The 19,421-nt window shown below is 62.5% G+C and carries 20 protein-coding genes; 7 read left to right on the forward strand and 13 right to left on the reverse strand.

Annotated features, from left to right (window positions below):
* Positions 1-34: 34 nt before the first annotated feature.
* Positions 35-757, reverse strand: a complete 723-nt coding sequence (locus VVD49_RS10350) for a TetR/AcrR family transcriptional regulator (protein ID WP_327599103.1) — start codon at positions 755-757, stop codon at positions 35-37.
* 412 nt (positions 758-1,169) lie between these two features.
* Between VVD49_RS10350 and VVD49_RS10355 the strand changes: the two genes are divergently transcribed.
* The 5 genes from VVD49_RS10355 to VVD49_RS10375 are packed head-to-tail and all read left to right on the forward strand — an operon-like array spanning position 1,170 to position 6,363.
* Entirely contained in the window at positions 1,170-2,138 is a 969-nt protein-coding gene (locus VVD49_RS10355) for a DmsE family decaheme c-type cytochrome (protein ID WP_327599104.1), read from the forward strand.
* A 15-nt stretch (positions 2,139-2,153) separates the two neighbouring features.
* The gene (locus VVD49_RS10360; protein WP_327599105.1) at positions 2,154-4,322 is read left to right on the forward strand and encodes an MtrB/PioB family decaheme-associated outer membrane protein; all 2,169 of its coding nucleotides are present in this window, start codon (positions 2,154-2,156) and stop codon (positions 4,320-4,322) included.
* A 12-nt stretch (positions 4,323-4,334) separates the two neighbouring features.
* Complete coding sequence (locus VVD49_RS10365) at positions 4,335-5,351, forward strand: cytochrome c3 family protein (RefSeq protein WP_327599106.1); 1,017 nt, start codon at positions 4,335-4,337, stop codon at positions 5,349-5,351.
* On the forward strand, positions 5,348-5,959 hold the full coding sequence (locus VVD49_RS10370) for a cytochrome b/b6 domain-containing protein (RefSeq protein WP_327599107.1): 612 nt from the start codon (positions 5,348-5,350) through the stop codon (positions 5,957-5,959). The genes VVD49_RS10365 and VVD49_RS10370 overlap by 4 nt, the downstream gene beginning before the upstream one ends.
* Before the next feature lie 44 nt (positions 5,960-6,003).
* On the forward strand, positions 6,004-6,363 hold the full coding sequence (locus VVD49_RS10375) for a c-type cytochrome (RefSeq protein ID WP_327599108.1): 360 nt from the start codon (positions 6,004-6,006) through the stop codon (positions 6,361-6,363).
* A gap of 149 nt (positions 6,364-6,512) precedes the next feature.
* Here the strand turns inward: VVD49_RS10375 and pobA are convergent, their stop codons facing one another.
* The 12 genes from pobA to VVD49_RS10435 all read right to left on the reverse strand — a co-directional run bounded on the left by pobA (position 6,513) and on the right by VVD49_RS10435 (position 17,556).
* Positions 6,513-7,715: a 4-hydroxybenzoate 3-monooxygenase gene (pobA, locus tag VVD49_RS10380; RefSeq protein WP_327599109.1), complete on the reverse strand. Its 1,203-nt coding sequence runs from the start codon at positions 7,713-7,715 to the stop codon at positions 6,513-6,515.
* 38 nt (positions 7,716-7,753) lie between these two features.
* On the reverse strand, positions 7,754-8,758 hold the full coding sequence (locus tag VVD49_RS10385) for an aldo/keto reductase (RefSeq protein WP_327599110.1): 1,005 nt from the start codon (positions 8,756-8,758) through the stop codon (positions 7,754-7,756).
* Between the two features lie 80 nt (positions 8,759-8,838).
* Positions 8,839-9,870 carry a TRAP transporter substrate-binding protein gene (locus VVD49_RS10390; protein WP_327599111.1) on the reverse strand — a complete coding sequence of 344 codons (1,032 nt, stop codon included), beginning with the start codon at positions 9,868-9,870 and terminating at the stop codon, positions 8,839-8,841.
* Positions 9,871-9,911: 41 nt separating this feature from the next.
* The gene (locus VVD49_RS10395; protein ID WP_327599112.1) at positions 9,912-11,234 is read right to left on the reverse strand and encodes a TRAP transporter large permease; all 1,323 of its coding nucleotides are present in this window, start codon (positions 11,232-11,234) and stop codon (positions 9,912-9,914) included.
* A complete protein-coding gene (locus VVD49_RS10400; protein ID WP_327599113.1) occupies positions 11,231-11,764 on the reverse strand; it encodes a TRAP transporter small permease in 534 nt (177 codons plus the stop codon). The genes VVD49_RS10395 and VVD49_RS10400 overlap by 4 nt, the downstream gene beginning before the upstream one ends.
* 32 nt (positions 11,765-11,796) lie before the next feature.
* On the reverse strand, positions 11,797-12,759 hold the full coding sequence (locus tag VVD49_RS10405) for a Gfo/Idh/MocA family oxidoreductase (RefSeq protein WP_327599114.1): 963 nt from the start codon (positions 12,757-12,759) through the stop codon (positions 11,797-11,799).
* Complete coding sequence (locus VVD49_RS10410; RefSeq protein WP_327599115.1) at positions 12,756-13,622, reverse strand: class III extradiol dioxygenase subunit beta; 867 nt, start codon at positions 13,620-13,622, stop codon at positions 12,756-12,758. Before VVD49_RS10410 ends, VVD49_RS10405 begins: the two co-directional genes overlap by 4 nt.
* Complete coding sequence (gene ligA, locus VVD49_RS10415; RefSeq protein WP_327599116.1) at positions 13,622-14,044, reverse strand: protocatechuate 4,5-dioxygenase subunit alpha; 423 nt, start codon at positions 14,042-14,044, stop codon at positions 13,622-13,624. The genes VVD49_RS10410 and ligA overlap by 1 nt, the downstream gene beginning before the upstream one ends.
* Before the next feature lie 133 nt (positions 14,045-14,177).
* Positions 14,178-15,098, reverse strand: a complete 921-nt coding sequence (locus VVD49_RS10420; protein WP_327599117.1) for an amidohydrolase family protein — start codon at positions 15,096-15,098, stop codon at positions 14,178-14,180.
* A gap of 8 nt (positions 15,099-15,106) precedes the next feature.
* Positions 15,107-15,802, reverse strand: coding sequence for a 4-carboxy-4-hydroxy-2-oxoadipate aldolase/oxaloacetate decarboxylase (ligK, locus tag VVD49_RS10425; RefSeq protein WP_327599118.1), 696 nt, complete (start codon positions 15,800-15,802; stop codon positions 15,107-15,109).
* 15 nt (positions 15,803-15,817) lie between these two features.
* Positions 15,818-16,843: an amidohydrolase family protein gene (locus VVD49_RS10430; RefSeq protein ID WP_327599119.1), complete on the reverse strand. Its 1,026-nt coding sequence runs from the start codon at positions 16,841-16,843 to the stop codon at positions 15,818-15,820.
* An 11-nt stretch (positions 16,844-16,854) separates the two neighbouring features.
* Positions 16,855-17,556, reverse strand: a complete 702-nt coding sequence (locus VVD49_RS10435; RefSeq protein ID WP_327599120.1) for a substrate-binding domain-containing protein — start codon at positions 17,554-17,556, stop codon at positions 16,855-16,857.
* Positions 17,557-17,772: 216 nt separating this feature from the next.
* Between VVD49_RS10435 and VVD49_RS10440 the strand changes: the two genes are divergently transcribed.
* Together VVD49_RS10440 and VVD49_RS10445 are read left to right on the forward strand one after the other, a co-directional pair.
* Positions 17,773-18,693 (forward strand): LysR substrate-binding domain-containing protein, encoded by a 921-nt coding sequence (locus tag VVD49_RS10440; protein ID WP_327599121.1) that lies wholly within the window; start codon positions 17,773-17,775, stop codon positions 18,691-18,693.
* A gap of 126 nt (positions 18,694-18,819) precedes the next feature.
* Complete coding sequence (locus VVD49_RS10445; RefSeq protein ID WP_327599122.1) at positions 18,820-19,419, forward strand: hypothetical protein; 600 nt, start codon at positions 18,820-18,822, stop codon at positions 19,417-19,419.
* Positions 19,420-19,421 lie beyond the last annotated feature (2 nt).

A 19,421-nucleotide genomic window follows, 5' to 3' on the forward strand; every position in this document is an offset into this window, starting at 1 on the left:
GGTCAGTCCGGGGTGTCTGGCGGCGCTCGCCGACTTACTTGCGCACGTAGCGCAGGATCATGTCGATGATGTTGTCGCGCCGCGCCAGCAGCGCTTTCGGCGTCTTGCCGTTGCGTTTGAAGATGAGGTCGAACGTGTACTGGTTGGACACATTGAAGAAGCACAGCGCCGAGATCGACGCATGGATATCGATGGCATCCAGGCCTGGCCGGAACATGCCGCTGGCCACACCGCGTTCATACAGCGCGTTGATGGCGTTGATGGCCGGCACATTGAGTTTCTGGATGATCTTGCTCTGTGCGAGGTACTCGCCGCGCTGGATGTTCTCAGTCATCACGAGGCGGATGTAGTCCTGGCTGCCCCAGTGGTGATCGAAGGTGAAGCCCACCAGTTTTGCCAGCGCCTCGTCGGGCGACAGGTCGGCCAGATGCAGCTCGCCTTCGGTGGTGCGCACGCTGCGGTAGGACTCTTCGAGCACGGCAAGGTAGAGGCCTTCCTTGCTGCCGAAGTAGTAATAAATCATGCGCTTGCTGGTGCGCGTGGCATCGGCAATGGCGTCGATGCGCGCGCCGCTGAGGCCCTTGGAGGCGAACTCCTCGGTCGCGACGGCGAGGATCTCGGCCATCGTGCGTTCCGGGTCGTTGGTGCGCGCCTTGGCCTTGGCTGCGGGCTTGGCCGCAATCTTTGCCGGCGCTTTGCGGGCGATGGTGGCAGCCGCAGCGGGCGCCCGGCGGCGGGAATGTACTGGTTGGTCCATCGCGACAGTATATGCACAGTTCTGGCTCGCGTGCCCTCCCGCAGGGCGCGCCTTGGCTGGGAGGGGGCGTGTGGATACGGCCCGGCCTGGCGCGTTCTCTTTTTTTCTCGGCAATTTGTCCGCGGTCAATTTCACCCCTTGTGGCGCGCCCGCGCTCATCCGCACACTGCCGGCATGCGATGTGAGCGGGCATGAACGCCTGCGCAGCATGGTTGGCATCGTGGCCAGCCGTGCATGCCGATCACATCCGGGGGCATCGATCTGCAATGCGGCCATAGCGCCGGCTATGCAATGCGGATTGGCATAAACGGGGATTTGTACCTATGCTGGCAATGGCGTCAGAAGCAATACCTGCGCGCGGGGTCCGGTTGTCCGGGCCACTTCGTGGAACGGCAAGCTTTGGGGGGCGAGAATGAAACGTTCGGGGCGTTTTATCACGCTATTGATAGGGGCGATTGTCATAGCCTGTTTCTCGGGGCGCGCGCTGGCCGCAGACGACAAGGCGGCCAAGCCCGCTGATCTCGTCCTCACCGGCGACGCGGTGTGCACCTCTTGCCACGATGCATCGGACGATGCCACGCCCACCCTGGCCAATCGCCATCCATCAGTCATGGCGATCGGCAAGACGCGTCACGGCACGCGGGCCGATGGCCGTACCCCCTCCTGTACGAGTTGCCACGGCGAGAGCGATCAGCATCGCAAGACACGCGGCAATACCAAGCCCGACGTGTTGTTCAGCAAGCAGGGCGCTACCCCCGTCGAAGCACGCAATGCGGCCTGTCTCTCCTGCCACAAGGAAGGCAACCGCATCGGTTGGCATACCAGCACCCATGGCTTGCAGGACCTGAGCTGCAGCAGTTGTCACAGCGTGCACGCCCAGCGTGACAAGGTGCGCGAGAAGCAGACACAGGCCGAGGTTTGCTTCGCCTGTCATAAGGAGCAGCGCAACCAGATCAGCAAGGCTTCGCACCATCCTGTCGTGGAAGGCAAGATGACCTGCTCCTCATGCCACAACGTGCATGGCGACAATCCGAAGATGCTGGTCAAGGCATCCACCAACGAGACCTGCTTCACCTGCCATATGGAGAAGCGCGGGCCCTTCGTGCACAACCATCAGCCGGTGACCGAGGACTGCGGCATCTGCCACCAACCGCACGGCACGACGATCCCCAACCTGCTCAAGGCGCGGGCGCCTTTCCTCTGCCAGGACTGCCACTCGCACGACAGCCATCCCGGCCAGGCCGCAGCCTTGCCCAACGCACCATCGAATTCGACTTCCATGCTCGGCACCGTCGCGCGTGGCTGCCTGAATTGTCACACCAACATTCATGGCGGCAACAGCACGGTCAACAGTGCAACCGCCGGCCGCTTCCGACGCTGATGGGGAGGATGCACCGTGCATAGAACACACTCTCTCCGGGCGCATACGCTGCGTCTCAGTCTACTCACGACGGCCTTGCTCGGCGCCTTCGGCGGCGCGCGCGCGGACGAAGCCCTGGACGAGCTGACCAAGCCCGCCAGCAACGTTTCCATTGGCTGGGGCTACTGGTCCAACGACCGGCCACAACAAGGCATCTACGACGGCATGCGCAGCAAGGGCTCCTACCTCTTGCTCGACGCGGATGTGGCGAGACGCAACGAGGAGACCGGCACCTGGTTCACGCTGCGCGGGACCAATCTCGGCCTCGATAACCGCGAGTTGCGCGGTGACTACCTGCGCCAGGGGCGCTACGGCGGCTTCCTGGAATACAGCAAACTGCCGCGCGACAATCCCTTCTCCATCAATACCGGTTTGCAGGGCATCGGCAGCACCACGGTCACGACCGGCACCAACCTGGGTTCGTTTCCCAGGAGCGAGGTCGAACTTGGCACCGAGCGTGAGGGCATCCGCGTAGGCGGCTTTGCGACCCTTTCGCCGGGGTGGACGGCAAAGCTCGAATTCAAGAACGAGGACAAGAAGGGTACGCGGCAGATCGGCTGGGGTAGCGCAGCGCTATTCTCGGTCGAGCCCGTCGATAGCAATATCCAGCAACTCGACGCCACCCTGCAGTATGCAGGCGAGAAGCTGCAGCTCTCTGGCGGCTACTCGGGGAGTGCGTACCAGAACCACAACCCCATGCTGTTCGAGCAGCTCAATCGCGTCAGCGGCGGCACCAATGCCAGTTTCAATGCGGTCACGCCGATCTCGCAACCACTCGACAACCAGGCTCACCAGGTGTTCGTGGATGGCGGCTACGGCTTTACCTCGAGCACGCGAGGAACCTTCAAGGCTGCCTACACGCTGGCCACGCAAGATCAGCATATTCCGTCGTACGACCTGGGCGGCGCCAATGCGCCCTTCGTCAACGCGCCTTCCCATCTCGGTGGCAAGGTGGAGACCACGCTGCTGCAGACCGGGCTGACCTCGCGCCCAAGCTCGAAGCTGTCGCTGATGGCCAACCTGCGCTACTACGACGTGAACGACAAGACGCCGCTCGCCGGTTACGTCGGCAGCAATACGACGGGTGTCGCGACGGTCTACAACACGCCGCAGTCCTACACGACCACCAGCGGCAAACTCGAGGCGACCTACCGCCTGCCGCTGGGCTTCAACATCACGGGCGGGGTGGACTACTCCGACCAGGACAGGTCCGTGCCACTCACCGGCGCCGTGTACGTGCCTTATCGCGAAAGCCTCAACGAGATCACCTACCGCGCGCAGCTGCGTCGTGCGATGGCAGAGAACCTCAACGGCAGCTTCACCTACTTCCATAGCGATCGCAGCGGTGGGGCGTTCTCGCGGGCCGATGGTACTGCGCCGTATTCCAACCAGATCAACCCCATCCATCTCGCTGACCGTATCCGCGACAAGGTACGTGCCCAGCTCGACTGGGACCCGCTGGAGATGCTCTCCATGCAGTTCCGTGCCGACTTCTCGCATGACGACTATCCGCAAGGTGACCGGCCGTACGGCCCACGCGATGGCAGTGCGCAGACCTATGCGGTCGACATGAGCTACACGTTCACCGACGACTGGGTATTGTCGGCGTGGTATGCCTATGACCTGAGCAAGGCGCGCTCGGTCGGCTACCGCCAGGCCAGCGGCGGCTCGGCTGATGCGCTGCGCGACGCCAATCTGCAGGAGAAGGGCGATTCGCTCGGCGCCACCATGCGCGTCAAGTTCAGTTCGAAAATCGAGAGCGGCTTTGGCGTCGACTGGTACAGCAGCACCAACAGCTCCTCGCAGGACTTGACTTTGCTCGGCACGGGCAGCGCGTATCCGACCGGGACCACGGGGCCGCTATCAGACACCCGCAACAAGCTGCTGCGCCTGAAGTTCGATACCAAGTACCTGATCGACAAAGCCTCAGACCTGACCTTCGGCGTGGTCTTCGAGCAGTGGCAAACCGATGACTGGGCCTGGAATCTCGCCGATGGCTCGCCATTCTCCTATTACAGCGGCACCCAGGCATGCACGGGGTGTACCGGCGCGGGCTACACGGGTGTCGTCGACGGCACGACAGTGACGGCCAAAACCAAGCAGGCATCCACCTTTGTTGGGCTGCGCTACAACTACAAGTTCTGAGGCTGCCCGAGCGTGATACGCCACTACGCCGAATCCGACCCTCCCGCGGCGCGCCCAGCGCCGCAATCCGCTTTGCGTGTCTGGCGCCGTCTGGCGTGGGCGTTGTGCGGACTCGTCATGCTGTTGGCCGGCTCTGCGCAGGCACAGACCGGCCCCAGCCCTGAAGCCATCGAGAAAGCGCGCGTCGCCAACGAGAAGTGCTTCTCCTGCCATGCCAAAGAAGCGCAGGAGCATCCGCCGCAAGCGGGTCTCGACATGAAGAAATTGCGCGAGGCCGTGCGCGACCGCGATGCCTTCAAGAACTCCGATCACGGCAAGCTGGCCTGCACCAAATGTCATAACGAAGGTTACGACGACTTCCCGCACGCCGCTGACGCGAAGGACAACACCAGCACCTGTTCGGACTGTCATTCGCGCAAGGCCGACAAGATCGAAGCGGAGTTCATGAAGTCGGTACACGCCAAGAACATGGCCGACACCTTCACCTGCACGACCTGTCATGACCCGCACCTGATGCGCGTCGCCTCCAAGCTGCAGGATCCGCGCAAGATCGTCGCGCAGGACAACCGCGTCTGCCTCGGCTGCCACGATTCCGACGAGACCTTCGCCCGCTTTGCACCCGAGAAGAAAACTCGACCGCAGATCGACGAGATCCATGCCTGGTTGCCGAACGCGCGCATGCACTGGCAGGCCGTGCGCTGCGTCGAGTGCCACACGCCGCTGAGCCACGACATGCTCTCGCACGAGATCGTGAACAAGGACAAGGCCGAGCGTCGCTGCGTGACCTGCCACTCTGCCGACAGCCAGCTCAAGGTGCGCTTGTACCGCTACCTCGCGACGGAAGAGCAGCATAAGATGGGCTTTCTCAACAGCGTCATGGCCGGCCATGCCTATGTGGTCGGGGCCACGCGCAACGCCGTGCTCGACACCGTCTTCTTCGTGCTTGCCGGCCTCACCGTGGTGGGTGTGCTGGTGCACGGCCTGCTGCGTTTCATCGCCGCGCGGCTGCGCAGGAGGAAGAAAGAATGAGCGAACGCATCTACTTGTTGCCGCTGTGGATACGCCTGTGGCATTGGACCAATGCCGCCCTGATCATCACCCTGGGCATCACCGGCATGAGCCTGCATTTCTCGCGGCCGACGGCACTCATCGAGTTCTCGCTTGCCATGCGCATCCACAACGCGGCTGGCGTGGCACTGGCCTGCCTCTATACCTTCTTCGTGATCGCCAATGCCGTCACCGGCAACTGGTGGCAGTACGTGCCCAAGCCGCCCGGCATCCTGCAGCGCTGCTGGATGCAGACACGTTACTACTGCTGGGGCGTGTTCAAAGGGGAGCCCGAGCCTTATGCGGTGACCAAGGAGGTCAACTTCAACGCGCTGCAGGCAGTGATCTACTGGCTGATCATGTACATCGTGCTGCCCGTCACCGTGGTCACCGGGCTCATCTTCCTGTACCCGCAGGCGGCACCGGTCAAGCTGTTCGGCTTTGATGGCCTGTTGCCGCTGGCCGTCCTGCATTTCGTCTGCGCCGTCATCATCTTGCTCTTCGCCGTGACCCACATCTATCTTGGAACCATGGGTGTGCGGCTTACCAGCCTGTACAAGACCATGATTACGGGCTGGCATGAGCACTGATGCCCGGCATCGACTACAACCCGACCTTTCCCCGGAGGCCCTTCATGAAAAAGCCCTATCGCATGCAACATATCGTTCCACTTGGACTGTCACTCGTCGGCCTGCTCTACGCACAGGGTGCCGCCAGTGCAGTGGATGCAGCCAAGGCCGAAGCCCTTGCCAAGAAGGAAGGCTGCTTCAAGTGTCACCAGATCGACAAGAAGAAGGAAGCTGACTCCTTCCAGAGCATCGCCACCAAGCTCAAGGGCAAGCCCGACGCCGATGCCGAGATCCTCAAACAGCTCACCCAGTCGCCCAAGGTGAAGTTCGCGGACGGCACGGAAGAGGAGCACAAGATGATCAAGACCAAGGACAAGGGCGAGATCGACAACCTGATCGCCTGGATCCGCAGTCTGGCGAAGTAGGCTACGGATAGTCCTGTCGCTTCGTATTCGCGGAGCGCTGCGGACTTCATCCTCACGACGTCATTCCCGTTTGCGAGCTCTCGGCAATCGCCGCCATGCCTGCAAACTCCACTACGCGGGAATGACGTCTGCCTTGTGACTGCCCTCAGTCAGTGCAGCTCCATCGGCAAACCGACGTAGTTCTCCGCAAGTACCTGCTGCGCGGCGCGCGAGTTCATCAGGTAGGCGAGTTCGGCTTCCTGCATGCGCTCGCCGAAGCCGGCGTTCTCCGGGAACTTGTGCATCAACGAGGTGAGCCACCACGAGAAGCGCTCGGCCTTCCATACGCGCGCCAGTGCGTGCAGGGAGTAGTGATCAATGCCGGCGTCGGACTGCTCGTGGTAGTGCTCGATGAAGGCATCGGCAAGCAGCAGCACGTCGGCGGCTGCGAGGTTGAGGCCCTTGGCGCCCGTCGGCGGTACGATGTGCGCCGCGTCGCCGGCGAGGAACAGGCGGCCAAAGCGCATCGGCTCGCTGACGAAGCTGCGCAGCGGCGCAATGCTCTTCTCGATGGAGGGGCCGGTCACGAGATTGGCTGCTGCCTGCGGATCGATGCGCTTGCGCAACTCATTCCAGAAAGCCTCATCGCTCCATTGCTCCACCTTGTGATCCAACGGGCACTGCAGGTAGTAACGACTGCGCGTGCGTGAGCGCATGCTGCACAGCGCGAAGCCACGCGGGCTGCGCACGTAGATCAACTCGTCGGCCACTGGTGGCGCATCGACCAGCAGGCCGAGCCAGCCGAAGGGGTAGACGCGCTCGAACGTACGTACGGCCGAGGGCGGAATGCTGGGTCGGCAGACGCCATGGAAGCCATCGCAGCCGGCGATGTAATCACAGGCCACGTCGTGCACCTGGCCCTCGCTGCGAAAGCGGACGAAGGGCCGGGCGCCGTCGAAGCCATGCACGCTGACTTCCTGCGCCTCATACACGGTCGGCATGTCTGCGCTGGCGCGCGCCTGCATCAGGTCGCGGGTCAGCTCCGTCTGCCCATACACGATGACGCGCTTGCCGTCCGTGAGATCGGCCAGATCGATGCGATGGCGATGGCCGTCTATGCACAGCTCCACACCATCATGCGGCAGGCCTTCGCGATGCATGCGCTCGCCGACGCCGGCGCGGTCCAGCGCCTCGGCCGTCGTCTGCTCGATGACGCCTGCACGGATGCGCGCGGCGACATGTCCCGCGCTCTGGCGCTCGACGATCAGCGTCTCGATGCCCGCGCAATGCAGCAGCTGGCCGAGCAGCAGACCGGCTGGACCGGCGCCGATGATGGCGACCTGGGTACGCGATGGGACTGGGGAGGAGGGCATGGGGCAGGTGTCTCCGGGGCTGGCGTGTGTGCCGATGCTTACGCTGGATAAGCCTCGCTATCGACCTCCGCCAGCGAGGCCGCGTTGTAGCGTGCGCCGACGATGTGTTCGCGTGCGAAGGCGGCTTCGAGTCGTGCGACCTGCCCGGCATCCAGCGTCACGCGTCCGGCGCCCAGATCGTCTTCGAGGTGAGCGATCTGCACCGTACCGGGAATGGGAATGATGTCGTCGCCGCGCGCCAGCAGCCAGGCGAGGGCCAGCTGCGCCATCGTGCAGCGTGCCTCGTGAGCGATCTCGCGCGCTGCGCTCAGCATGCGCAAGTTGCTGGCGTAGGCTTCTGGTGCAAAGCGCGGCATGGTCTTGCGTATGTCTTTGGCATCCAGCGACGCGACCTCCTGCAGCGTGCCGCCGAGAAAGCCACGCCCCAGCGGACTGAAGGCGACGAAGGCGACGCCCAGCTCGCGGCAAGTCTGCAGCGGGCCGAGCTCCGGTTCGCGCGACCATAGCGAATACTCCGATTGCAGTGCTGCAACGGGATGGACGGCATGCGCACGGCGCAAGGTAGCGGATGACACTTCCGAGAGGCCGATGCTGCCGATCTTGCCTTCGCGGACGAGGTCGGCCATTGCGCCGACGCTCTCTTCGATGGGAACGTTCTTGTCCCAGCGGTGCAGGTAGTAAAGATCGATATGGTCAGTGCGCAAACGGCGCAGACTGTCTTCGCAGGTTGCCTTGATGGTCGCGGCACGACCGTCGATGACGCGCGTGCCATTCACTCCCTGCATGCCGCACTTGCTGGCGAGGAAGAAGCGCTGGCGATGCGTCGCCAGCGTGCGCCCCACCAGCTCCTCGTTGGCACCGAAGCCGTACAAGGCGGCGGTGTCGAATAGCGTGACGCCGAGATTCAGCGCACGCAGCAACAGACGCTGGGCATCGGCCTCTGGCGGTGGCACGCCGTAGGCATGGCTGAGGTTCATGCAACCCAGGCCGATTGCCGAGACGGAGCGGCCGGCGATGCGGCGGAATTGGGACGGCGAAGACATCTGACTCTCCTGTGCGATTGATGATGGTGGGGGCAGCGTGCCTGTAGCGCCCGCGCCGCCCCTCACCATTCCTGAGCACCTTACTTCGCGGTGGCGTACTTGGCGATCAGCGACTTTGCCGTGTCGAGCATCTTCTGACCGTCAGCACCCTTGCCCTTCATGTCTTCGACCCATTCGGAGGAGAGTTTGTTGCCGAGCGCCTTCCACGACGCCAGCTCGGAAGCGGGGATGGTGTTGTGCGTGTTCTTCAGCGTGAGCTTCTTGCCCTCGGCGTCTGCTGCGAGGAAGGCGCGGCCGGAGAGACCTGATTGCGTGATGCCGCTATTGTTGTCGATGACCTTCTTCAGATCGGCAGGCAGCGATTCGTACTTCGCCGGGTTCATCGCCAGGATGAAGGTGGAGGTGTAGAAGGCGGGTTCGGCCGGATCGGTTTCGGAGTGGAACTTCACGAGCTCCTGGATCTTCACCGAGGGCACGACTTCGTACGGCACGACTGCGCCGTCGATCACGCCCTTCGACAGCGCATCGCCCACCTGCGGCACTGGCATGCTCACCGGCGTGGCGCCCAGCATGGCGATGAACTTCGTCGTCATGCGCGTTGGTGCGCGCAGCTTGAGACCGCGCAGGTCGGCCATGGTCTTGATCGGTTTGCTGGTCATGTGGAACACGCCGTCACCGTGCACGTGGAACGCGATCGGGCGTACGTCCTTGAACTCCTGCTTGCTGAAGAGCTGGGTGTAGTCCCACAGCGCCTTGGAGGTGGCTTCCGGGTTCTGCATCATGAAGGGCAGCTCGAAGGCTTCCAGCGAAGGGAAGCGGCCGGGCGTGTAGCCGGGCAGGGTCCAGATGACGTCGGCCACGCCGTCACGCACCTGTTCGATGAGCTGCGGTGGCGTGCCACCCAGCTGCATCGACGAGAAGATCTGACACTTCATGCGGTTGTTGGATTCGGCCGCGATCTTGTCGCACCAGGGTTGCAGCATCATGGTCTGCGCGTACGAACTGGCCGGCAGGAAGTGATGCAGTTTGAGTACGACCTCCTGCGCCATGGAGGGCAGGGGCAACAGGGCGGCAGCGAAACCGGTCAGCGCGATGCGGAATACTTTTTTCATGGTTGTCTCTCCTCGTGGTGCGGGTAGTGTGAGCAGTGGTACTACATGAGCCGATGCACGAGCCACAGCGTGAGCGCCGGGAACATGATCAGCAGTGAAAGGCGGATGGCATCGGTGATGAGGAACGGCACGACGCCCTTGTAGGTCTCGGCCATCGGCACGTCCTTGGCGAGCCCGTTCATGATGTAGACGTTCAAGCCCACGGGCGGGAAGATCATGCCGATCTCGCACACGGTGAGGATCAGGATGCCGAACCACAGCGCCTTGTCCGGGCCGCCGAGGCCGAAGAAGTCCATGCCCATGATCACGGGGAAGAGCGTCGGCACCGTCAGCAGGATCATCGACATCTCGTCCATCACGCAGCCGAGCACGACGTAGAACAGCATCACGCCGGCCATCACGACGACAGGCGAGATCTGCAGATGCGCAACCAGGTCCGCCAGCTGCATGGGCAACTGCGACAGCGCCAGCGCGGCATTGATCATGTCCGCGCCGATGAAGATCATGAAGATCATGCCGCTGGTCTGTGCGGCGCTGCGCACCGCATTGACGAAGCGCGGGCGATTCATGTCGCCGCGGATCAGCGTGATGGCGAAGGTCAGGATGGTGCCGATGGCTGAACCTTCCGTGGCGGTGAACAGCCCGCCGTAGATACCGCCGAACACCACGAAGAATATCGCCAGGATCGGCCACACCTTGCCCGCTGCCTGCATCACCTCTCCCGACGAAGCGGCGCGTGCTGCCGGGGCTTGCTCGGGGTGCAGGCGCACCATGATGGCAATCGCCAGCAGGTAGCCAACGGCGGCCAGCAGGGCGGGTATGTAGGCGGCGAGGAACATCTTGGTGATGTTCTGCTCGGTCAGGATGGCATACACCATCAGCGTCACCGACGGCGGCAGCAGCACGCCCATGGTGCCGCCGGTGGCCAGCACCGCTGTTGCGAGACGACCGTTGTAGCCGATGCGGCGCATCTCCGGATACGCGACCTGCGCGATGGTGGCAGTGGTCGCCACCGTGCTGCCGGAGATCGAACCGAAGGCTGCACAGGCGAGGATGCCCGCCATTGCCATGCCACCCTTGAAACGACCGAGCAGCGCATTGGCAAAGTCGAACAAGGCTTTCGACAGCCCGCCCTGGACAGCGAAGGCGCCCATCAGCATGAAGAGAGGAATCACCGACAGGTCATACCCTGCCACGCGCCCATACACGGCGCCCTTGAGGTGAGCCAGCAGCGGGTGCCAGCCCGACAGCATGAGGTAACCCACGGCGCCCGGCACGAACATGGATATCGCGATGGGCACGCGGATCGCCATCAGTGCCAGCATGAGGGCGAAGACGGAAAGGCCGATGCTCATGGTGCTCATGCGGCTTCTCCTTCGTGGTGCGCTTCCGTGTGCAGGGCTGTACGGATCTGCACGAGCGTCTGCCGCGCACCGATCGCCACGCACAGCGCGAGGCCGGGCAGCATCAGCGTGTAGGGCAACCACAGGGGGATATCCATCAGCATGGAACGCTCACCGGCTGCCTTGATGTCGATGCCGCCGACGGCGACACGCCACAGGATCAGCGCCATGACGATGGTGTAGAGCAGGGTGCCGAAGGTGTCCATCAGGCGCTGTGTGCGCATCGAAGCATGCGCCGTGAAGAAGTCCACCATGATGTTGGCGCGGCGATGCTGCGTGTAGGGCAGGAAAGAGGCGACGACGACCGCACAGCCGAGCTGCACGAGTTCGATGTCGCCCAGGATGGGATGCGAAAAGAAAGCGCGCCCGACGACGCTGACGACCGTCACGCAGGCAATGGCGACGAGCACAGTGCCGCCGATGGCAGCGCTGACGTCGCACAGGCGATCGAGCACGCGGTCCAGCGTGGCATCGCTCAATGGTGTGTTCAAGATTGTCTCCCCTGTTGTTATGAAGAAGCGGCTCAGCCGGCCGCCTGTAGTTGTTGTTCGAGCTTGTGCAGCACCTCGTAGCAGGGCAGCACCTGTGCCACGCTGGCGTTGGGCTCGCGTCCTTCGCGGATCGCCGCGAAGAACTCTCGGTCCTGCAGCTCGATGCCGTTCATGGAGACGTCGACGTGCGACACGTCGAGCTTCTCGTCCTTGCCGTTGAAGAGATCGTCGTAGCGCGCGATGTAGGTCGCGCTGTCGCCGATGTAGCGGAAGAAGGTGCCGAGCGGGCCATCGTTGTTGAACGACAGGCTCAGCGTGCAGATCGCACCATTCGCCGCCTTGAGCTGGATCGACATGTCCATCGCGATGCCCAGCGTGGGGTGGATTGGCCCCTGGATGGCATTGGCCTGCACGATAGGGCTGCCCGCCTGATACGCGAACAGATCGACCGTATGCGCGGCGTGGTGCCACAGCAGATGGTCCGTCCAGCTGCGCGCCTGGCCCAGCGCATTCATGTTGGTGCGGCGGAAGAAGTAGGTCTGCACATCCATCTGCTGGATGTTGAATTCACCCTCCGCGATCTTCTTGTGCACGAACTGGTGGCTCGGATTGAAGCGACGCGTGTGGCCGCACATCGCGACGAGGCCAGTCTGTTTCTGTAGCGCCACGACGGCCTGTGCATCGGCGAGCGAATCGGCGAGCGGGATTTCCACCTGCACATGCTTGCCGGCACGCAGACAGGCTTGCGCCTGCGCCGCATGCATCTGCGTCGGCGTACACAGGATCACCGCATCGACCTCGGACAGCGCGAGGCTGTCGGCGAGTTCGGTGCTGACATGAGCAATGCCGTACTTCGCGGCAGTCTCACGCGTCTTGTCGAGCTCGCGGCTGACCAGCGATACGACTTCCACGCCGTCGATGTTGCAAATGCCATCGAGATGCTTGATGCCGAAGGCGCCAGCGCCGGCGAGGGCGACTTTGATCGTCTTGCTCATTTCGCTTCCTCCAGGATCAGGTGACCCACGGCAGTGTTCGACGCAGGCACGTGATAGAAGCGATGCTTGACGACGGGAGCAGGGCCGCCCGCCACATCGGCCATCGCACCGCGTGCGATCAGCCACATGACGAGTTCAATCCCTTCCGATCCTGCTTCACGCACGTATTCGATGTGCGGCGTCTGGGCGAGTTCGGCCGGGTCGGCGATCAGGCGGTCGAGGAAGCGGTTGTCCCACTCTCGGTTGATCAACCCGGCACGCGGGCCTTGTAACTGGTGCGTCATGCCGCCCGTGCCCCAGATGTGAACGTTGATGTCTTCGTCGTAAGACTCGATGGCGCGACGAATCGCCTGGCCGATCTGGAAGCAGCGCTTGCCGGACGGCACGGGGTACTGTACGACGTTGACCGCGAACGGAATGACCTTGAAAGGCCACTTGCCGCTGGGCGGGGTTTCACCACACATCAGCGACAGCGGCACCGTGAAGCCGTGGTCGATCGGCATGCGATTGACGAGGGTGAGATCGAAGTCTTCCTGGATCACGCTCTGCGCGATGTGCGCGGCGAGCTCGGCATGACCTTCGGCAGCCGGCACGGGGCGCGGACCCCAGCCTTCATCAGCCACCGGGTAGTGCGCAGCCGTACCGAGCGCGAAGGTCGGGATGAAGTCGAGGCTGAAAGCATTGGCGTGATCGTTGTAGACGAGGAAGACCACATCAGGCTTGTTGTCGCGCTGCCACTGGCGGCTGTACTCGTAGCCGGCGAACAGTGGTTGCCAGTAGGGTTCCTGCGTCTTGCCCAGGTCCATCGCCGCGCCGATGGCGGGCACGTGCGAGGTGAAGACGCCGGCAGTGATGCGTGCCATTACTTGCTCTCTTTCTTTTCTGCAGCGAGCCGTGCTTCCCACTCGTGCGTGTAGCGGTTGCCCTCGATGGAGCGACCACCCTTGATCATCATTTCGCGATAAGCCTCTTCCGTCATGCCGGTCATGCTGCCCGCCATCTGCTGGAAGCTCTTGCCGTCGGTGGCGCCGATCTTGGCGAGGAAGTAGATGTTGCCGCCGAGCGATATGCAGCGATTGAGATCGCGCGCCAGCACGGCCTGCTTCTGGTCTTCGCTCATCGCCCATTCATCGAGATAGGCGCGCTCGTCCGCCTTGAAGCGCTCGCGGTTCTCGGCCTGCATCAGCGACATGCAGAACTGGTTGAGCCAGTAACCCTTGCGAGACTCTTCTGCGTCGAAGATCGTCGTGCCGGGTACGTCCTTGTAGGGTTTGTCGAGTGGCATCAGAGGGCCTGCTTCTTGTTTGCCGTCATTCCCGCGAACGCGGGATTCCAGCGACGTTGGTTGGTGGCGAAGGACACTGGATTCCCGCTTGTTTGCGTTACCTCGCGGGAATGACGATGTTTGGTGGTACTCATCACTTCACCTCCTCCGTCCAGTACAAACGCATAGGGTTGTCGACCAGTAGCTTTCTTTGTAGCTCAGGCGTGACCGCAATGTGCGGAATCACGTCGACCAGCAGGCCGTCGTCCGGCATGTGGTCCTTCAGGTTGGGGTGCGGCCAGTCGGTGCCCCATAGCACTCGGTCGGGGAATTGCTCGACGATGCGGCGTGCGAAGGGAATGACATCGTGATACGCGTTGCGCTCGCCATCGAGCGCACGCGGCCCGCTGACGGACAGGCGTTCAGGGCAGCTGACCTTGCTCCACACATTCGTGTGTTCGCGCATGAAGCGCTCGAACAGCGCGAACTGCGGGCCATCGATCGACAGGCTGACATCCGGCCGACCCATGTGATCGACGACCACAGTGGTCGGCAGCGCAGTGAAGAAGTCCCACAGTTCGGGCAGGTCGACCGCTTCGAAATAGATGACGACATGCCAGCCTAGCTTCGCGACGCGCCCGGCGATTTCCATCAGCTCGTCGCGTGGCGTGAAGTCGACCAGGCGCTTGACGAAGTTGAAGCGCACGCCACGCACGCCGAAATCATGCAGCGACTGCAGCTCTTCATCCGTGATGCTTCGGCGCACGGTGGCGACGCCACGTGCCTTGCCGTTCGAGGCAATGCAGGCATCGACCATGGCGCGATTGTCTGCGCCGTGACAGGTGGCCTGCACGATCACGTTGCGTGCAAAGCCGAGATGATCGCGTAGCGCGAAGAGCTGGGCCTTCGACGCGTCGCAGGGCGTGTATTTGCGCTCCGGCGCGAACGGAAATTCAGCGCCCGGCCCGAAGACGTGACAGTGCGCGTCCACGGCGCCGGGTGGTGGCGTGAAGTGCGGCTTGCTCGGGTTGGCGTACCAGTCCAGCCAGCCCGGTGTTTTTTCGAAGGTCGTCATTTGTGGGTTCAGTCGATGTAGCGCAGGCCGGCTTTTTCGAGCGGCTCACGCATCTTGTAGAGGTCGAGGCCCAGCACGCCTGCCGCGAACTTCGCGCGCTTCTCGCCCTCGAGGTTCTCGCGTGCTTCCGCCGCATCGGCAACCTGTTGCGCCATGGCTGCAGGCACGACGACGACGCCATCGCTGTCCGCGATCACCACGTCGCCGGGCGTGACCAGTGCACCCGCGCAGACCACGGGAATGTTCACCGAGCCCAGCGTCGCCTTGATCGTGCCCTTGGCATTGATGGCGCGTGAGAAGACGGGGAAGTCCATCTTCTGCAACTCATCGACATCGCGCACACCGCCATCGATGATCAGGCCGCGTGCGCCGCGTGCCTTGAATGACGTGGCGAGGAGATCGCCGAAGAAGCCATCGGTGTTGTCCGTCGTGCAGGCAGCGATGGCGACATCGCCCGGCTGCAGCTGTTCGGCAGCGACGTGCATCATCCAGTTGTCGCCGGGCTGCAGCAGGATGGTCACCGCCGTGCCGCAGATGCGCGCACCGGGATACGCCGGACGCATATAGGTCTTCATCAGACCCGTACGGCCCATAGCCTCGTGGATCGTCGCCACGCCGAAGCGCGACAGCTTCTCGACGGCCGCTGCATCGGTGCGCACGATCTTGCGTTTGACGACGCCCAGCTGATTCATCAATGGACTCATTGCGTCCTCCTTGTCTTATTTGTTGCGTGCCTTGAGCGCTGCATCGAGACGCGGATACACGCGCCGTGCATTGCCTTCGTAGATTTTGTAGCGCGCTTCCGGTGCGATGCTGGCGGCATCGACGTAGCGCTTCGTGTCGTCGTAGTAGTTGCCGGTTTCCGGGTCGATGCCGCGCACGGCGCCGATCATCTCGCTGGCGAACAGGATGTTGTCGATCGGGATCACCTTGGTCAGCAGGTCGATGCCCGGCTGGTGATAGACGCAGGTGTCGAAGAAGATGTTGTTGAGCAGGTGATCCTGCAGCAGCGGTTTCTTCAGCTCCTGCGCGAGGCCACGGAAACGGCCCCAGTGATACGGCACTGCGCCACCGCCATGTGGGATCACGAACTTCAGCGTCGGGAAATCCTTGAACAGATCGCCGGTGAGGCACTGCATGAACGCCGTCGTGTCGGCGTTGAGGTAATGCGCGCCGGTGGTGTGGAAGCAGGCGTTGCAGCTGGTGCTGACATGCACCATCGCCGGGATGTCGTACTCGACCATCTTCTCGTAGATCGGATACCAGTGGCGATCCGTCAGCGGCGGTTCTTTCCAGTGCCCGCCGGAAGGATCCGGGTTCAGATTGATGGCAACGAAGCCATAGTCATTCATGCACTTCTCAAGCTCGGCGATGCAGGTCTTCGGATCAACGCCCGGCGATTGCGGCAGCATGGCTGCGCCAATGAAGTTGTCCGGGAAGAGTTGCGCTACGCGATGGCACAACTCGTTGCAAACCGCAGCCCAGGTGGATGACACCTGGAAGTCGCCGATGTGGTGCGCCATGAAGCTCGCGCGTGGCGAGAAGATCGTCAGGTCCGAACCGCGTTCGCGCATCAGGCGCAGCTGGTTGACTTCGATGGACTCGCGCAGCTCGTCGTCCGATATCTTCAGCTCGCGAACGGACGGCGTCAGCGCCGGGTCCTTGATGCCGGCGATCTGGCGGTTGCGCCATTCCTCCAGCGCCTTCGGTGCGGTCGTGTAGTGGCCGTGGCAATCAATGATCATCCAATGCTCCTTCAGTTTTCTCGCACGGGCGACATGCCATGCCGATGCACTATCTCTGCTGCATCCGTCGAGTGCATGAAAGTCAGGAACTCCCTCACTTCGCTCAGATGCTCCGCTGCCGTTCCGATGGCTGTCGAAAACGTCGAAACGATTTCGCAGCCCTTCGGCAACAAACCGAGCACACGCACGCCCGGCACATTCGTCAATTCGCTCAGCTGCTGAAAGCCCATATCAACACGGCCATCAGCAACCAGATTTGCAACCGAGATGCCGGCCGGTGCCTGCACCAGTCGCTCGCGCATCTCTTCCAGAATTCCCCAGCGTTCGAAGAGCAGCAGCAGGGCTGAGCCGCTGGGGCCGGTCGAATAGCCCACTTTGTGCGCCAGCACTGCACGGCGCAAAGCCGACTCGCTATCCGCCGCCACGTACGCAGCGTCTTCGCGCATCGCGATCGCCACGCTGGAATGCACCCAGTCTTCGCCGCTGCCGGCCACCACATGTCTTGATGCTGCGAGCTTGTCGATCGCATCGCGTGCCAGTACCACCACATCGAAGTGCTCGCCGGCCTGCATCCGCTTCACTGCATCGACACCGCCGACCGAGGTGAAACCCACCTCGATCGCGCTGAGTTCCGAGAACGCTTGCGTCAGATCGGCGAGCAGCAAGCGTGTTGCCATCGATGAGACGCCGGACACTTTTACGCTGTCTTGCATACGAACCTCTCAGGGAAACATCGCCGCCAAACTGGCCGGTCATGTGCCAAATGCGTGGCGCATTGTGCGAGTCCGCCAGATGTACCGAAAGCAGGGGAGCTGACTAGCTGCTAGAACAAAATGGTATAACTGAGGGCGAGGTATGCAGGAAAACCCGTATCGGGCTTCCGCCTTAAGATGAGGCGAAGAAAGCCGCGAACGCAGCACGGACGCCACATGGACCTGAAACAACTCGAATACTTCGTACGCGTCGCCGAGCTCGGCAGCTTCACGCGCGCTGCCCAGGCACTGGACATCGCCCAGCCAGCCCTGAGCCGCCAGGTGCGTCTCTTGGAAGTGGAATTGCGCCAGACCCTGCTGACGCGCAACGGTCGCGGCGCCACGACCACTGAAGCGGGCAAGCTGCTGCTCGAACACGGCCGCGGCATCCTGCACCAGGTCGCCCGCGCGCGCGACGAACTCGCCCTCATGCGCGGCGCACTCGCAGGGCACGTTTCGCTCGGCCTGCCACCCAGCGTCTCGCGCCTCCTCGCCGTACCGCTGACGCGCGCTTTCCGGCAACAGATGCCCGAAGCGCGCCTCTCCATCTCCGAAGCCCTGTCCGTCGCTATGCAGACCAGCCTGCTGACCGGCCACCTCGACATCGCCGTGCTCTACGAGCCCGCGCCATCGCCCGGCCTCGAACTCACGCCGCTGACCAGTGAAGAACTCATGCTCGTGCAGATCCGCCCGCCCGGCCTGCAGGAAGACCCGCCGCCACCACCTATCCCGCTCGCGGAGCTTGTCGCACTGCCGCTCGTGATCCCGAGCCGGCCGAATGCCATCCGCATGCTTGTTGAATCCGAAATGGCCGCCATCGGCAGCCGCCCGAACATCGAACTGGAAATAGACGGCGTCTCTGCCATCCTCGACCTCGTTGCTGACGGCGCCGGCTGCGCCATCCTCTCTCGCCACGCCGTCGCGCGCTCGACTAGACCCTCGGCTTACACGCTGCGCTCGATCAGCACGCGCAATGACACGCCGCTAATGATCAAGCTATGTACGGCATGCAGCGCCTTGCGGCCAGCGACGCGAACGCAGCGGGCGACGCTGGAGTTGATTCGGGTGACGATGCAGGAGGTGTTGCAGTTGGCGTGAGTTTGCGAGAGATTGCGTGGCACCGTATTAGTTGTTTGATGAATTGCGCAATGGGCAGCATTCGGCACATCCATAAGCCCCTGAGCTTTTTCCGCAGCTGCCCCTTATTTCCGAGTTAGGTCCGAAATGAATGATTTTCCGGTTCAGTCACTCACTGCGATAGCTTCGCTTGCCGCCGCACTGATAACTGCTGCTATTTCCTTCGTCAGCCTTACGCTTACGAAGGAGCAGAAGACATCCGAGTTTCGACAAGCCTGGATTGACGGACTTAGAGAAGAACTCGCCAGCTTTCTAGCGGCCGCAAGAGCGTTCGCCAGAGCGGCGGAAATATTGAACACCTATGGGCCCGACTACAAAGACAAGACCGCGCTCCGAATCAGCGATGACAAGATAGGGGAACTCCGGTATCAAGCTGCGGAATCATTTTGCAAGATTCAGCTACGCTTAAATCCTGGAGAGGCAGAGCATCAAGAACTGCTTCGCCTACTGCGTCGCGTTATTAACGAGCAGAACGCGATGCTCTCCAATAAAGCGGGAGTCGAAGGGACCATGATGGCCCTTGAGACGGCAAGCGATTACGCCCAGCCTGTTTTGAAGAATGAGTGGAATCGGGTAAAGAAAGGCGAGCTTCCGTTTCGCATAGCCCGAAATTGGGTGGCCCCGTTGATACTGGTGCTCTCTCTCATGTTTATCGCTTGGGTGTTGCTTGGCAAGTTCAAGCCATAACA

Source organism: Uliginosibacterium silvisoli, assembly GCF_036017035.1.
Taxonomy (GTDB): Bacteria; Pseudomonadota; Gammaproteobacteria; order Burkholderiales; family Rhodocyclaceae; genus Viridibacterium; species Viridibacterium silvisoli.

What these genes read in the sequence shown, in the direction of transcription:
- VVD49_RS10350 (WP_327599103.1), bottom strand. Translation starts at nt 757, where the DNA reads ATGGACCAACCAGTACATTCCCGCCGCCGGGCGCCCGCTGCGGCTGCC.
- VVD49_RS10355 (WP_327599104.1), top strand. Translation starts at nt 1,170, where the DNA reads ATGAAACGTTCGGGGCGTTTTATCACGCTATTGATAGGGGCGATTGTC.
- VVD49_RS10370 (WP_327599107.1), top strand. Translation starts at nt 5,348, where the DNA reads ATGAGCGAACGCATCTACTTGTTGCCGCTGTGGATACGCCTGTGGCAT.
- VVD49_RS10375 (WP_327599108.1), top strand. Translation starts at nt 6,004, where the DNA reads ATGAAAAAGCCCTATCGCATGCAACATATCGTTCCACTTGGACTGTCA.
- pobA (WP_327599109.1), bottom strand. Translation starts at nt 7,715, where the DNA reads ATGCCCTCCTCCCCAGTCCCATCGCGTACCCAGGTCGCCATCATCGGC.
- VVD49_RS10385 (WP_327599110.1), bottom strand. Translation starts at nt 8,758, where the DNA reads ATGTCTTCGCCGTCCCAATTCCGCCGCATCGCCGGCCGCTCCGTCTCG.
- VVD49_RS10390 (WP_327599111.1), bottom strand. Translation starts at nt 9,870, where the DNA reads ATGAAAAAAGTATTCCGCATCGCGCTGACCGGTTTCGCTGCCGCCCTG.
- VVD49_RS10395 (WP_327599112.1), bottom strand. Translation starts at nt 11,234, where the DNA reads ATGAGCACCATGAGCATCGGCCTTTCCGTCTTCGCCCTCATGCTGGCA.
- VVD49_RS10405 (WP_327599114.1), bottom strand. Translation starts at nt 12,759, where the DNA reads ATGAGCAAGACGATCAAAGTCGCCCTCGCCGGCGCTGGCGCCTTCGGC.
- VVD49_RS10410 (WP_327599115.1), bottom strand. Translation starts at nt 13,622, where the DNA reads ATGGCACGCATCACTGCCGGCGTCTTCACCTCGCACGTGCCCGCCATC.
- ligA (WP_327599116.1), bottom strand. Translation starts at nt 14,044, where the DNA reads ATGCCACTCGACAAACCCTACAAGGACGTACCCGGCACGACGATCTTC.
- VVD49_RS10420 (WP_327599117.1), bottom strand. Translation starts at nt 15,098, where the DNA reads ATGACGACCTTCGAAAAAACACCGGGCTGGCTGGACTGGTACGCCAAC.
- ligK (WP_327599118.1), bottom strand. Translation starts at nt 15,802, where the DNA reads ATGAGTCCATTGATGAATCAGCTGGGCGTCGTCAAACGCAAGATCGTG.
- VVD49_RS10430 (WP_327599119.1), bottom strand. Translation starts at nt 16,843, where the DNA reads ATGATCATTGATTGCCACGGCCACTACACGACCGCACCGAAGGCGCTG.
- VVD49_RS10435 (WP_327599120.1), bottom strand. Translation starts at nt 17,556, where the DNA reads ATGCAAGACAGCGTAAAAGTGTCCGGCGTCTCATCGATGGCAACACGC.
- VVD49_RS10440 (WP_327599121.1), top strand. Translation starts at nt 17,773, where the DNA reads ATGGACCTGAAACAACTCGAATACTTCGTACGCGTCGCCGAGCTCGGC.
- VVD49_RS10445 (WP_327599122.1), top strand. Translation starts at nt 18,820, where the DNA reads ATGAATGATTTTCCGGTTCAGTCACTCACTGCGATAGCTTCGCTTGCC.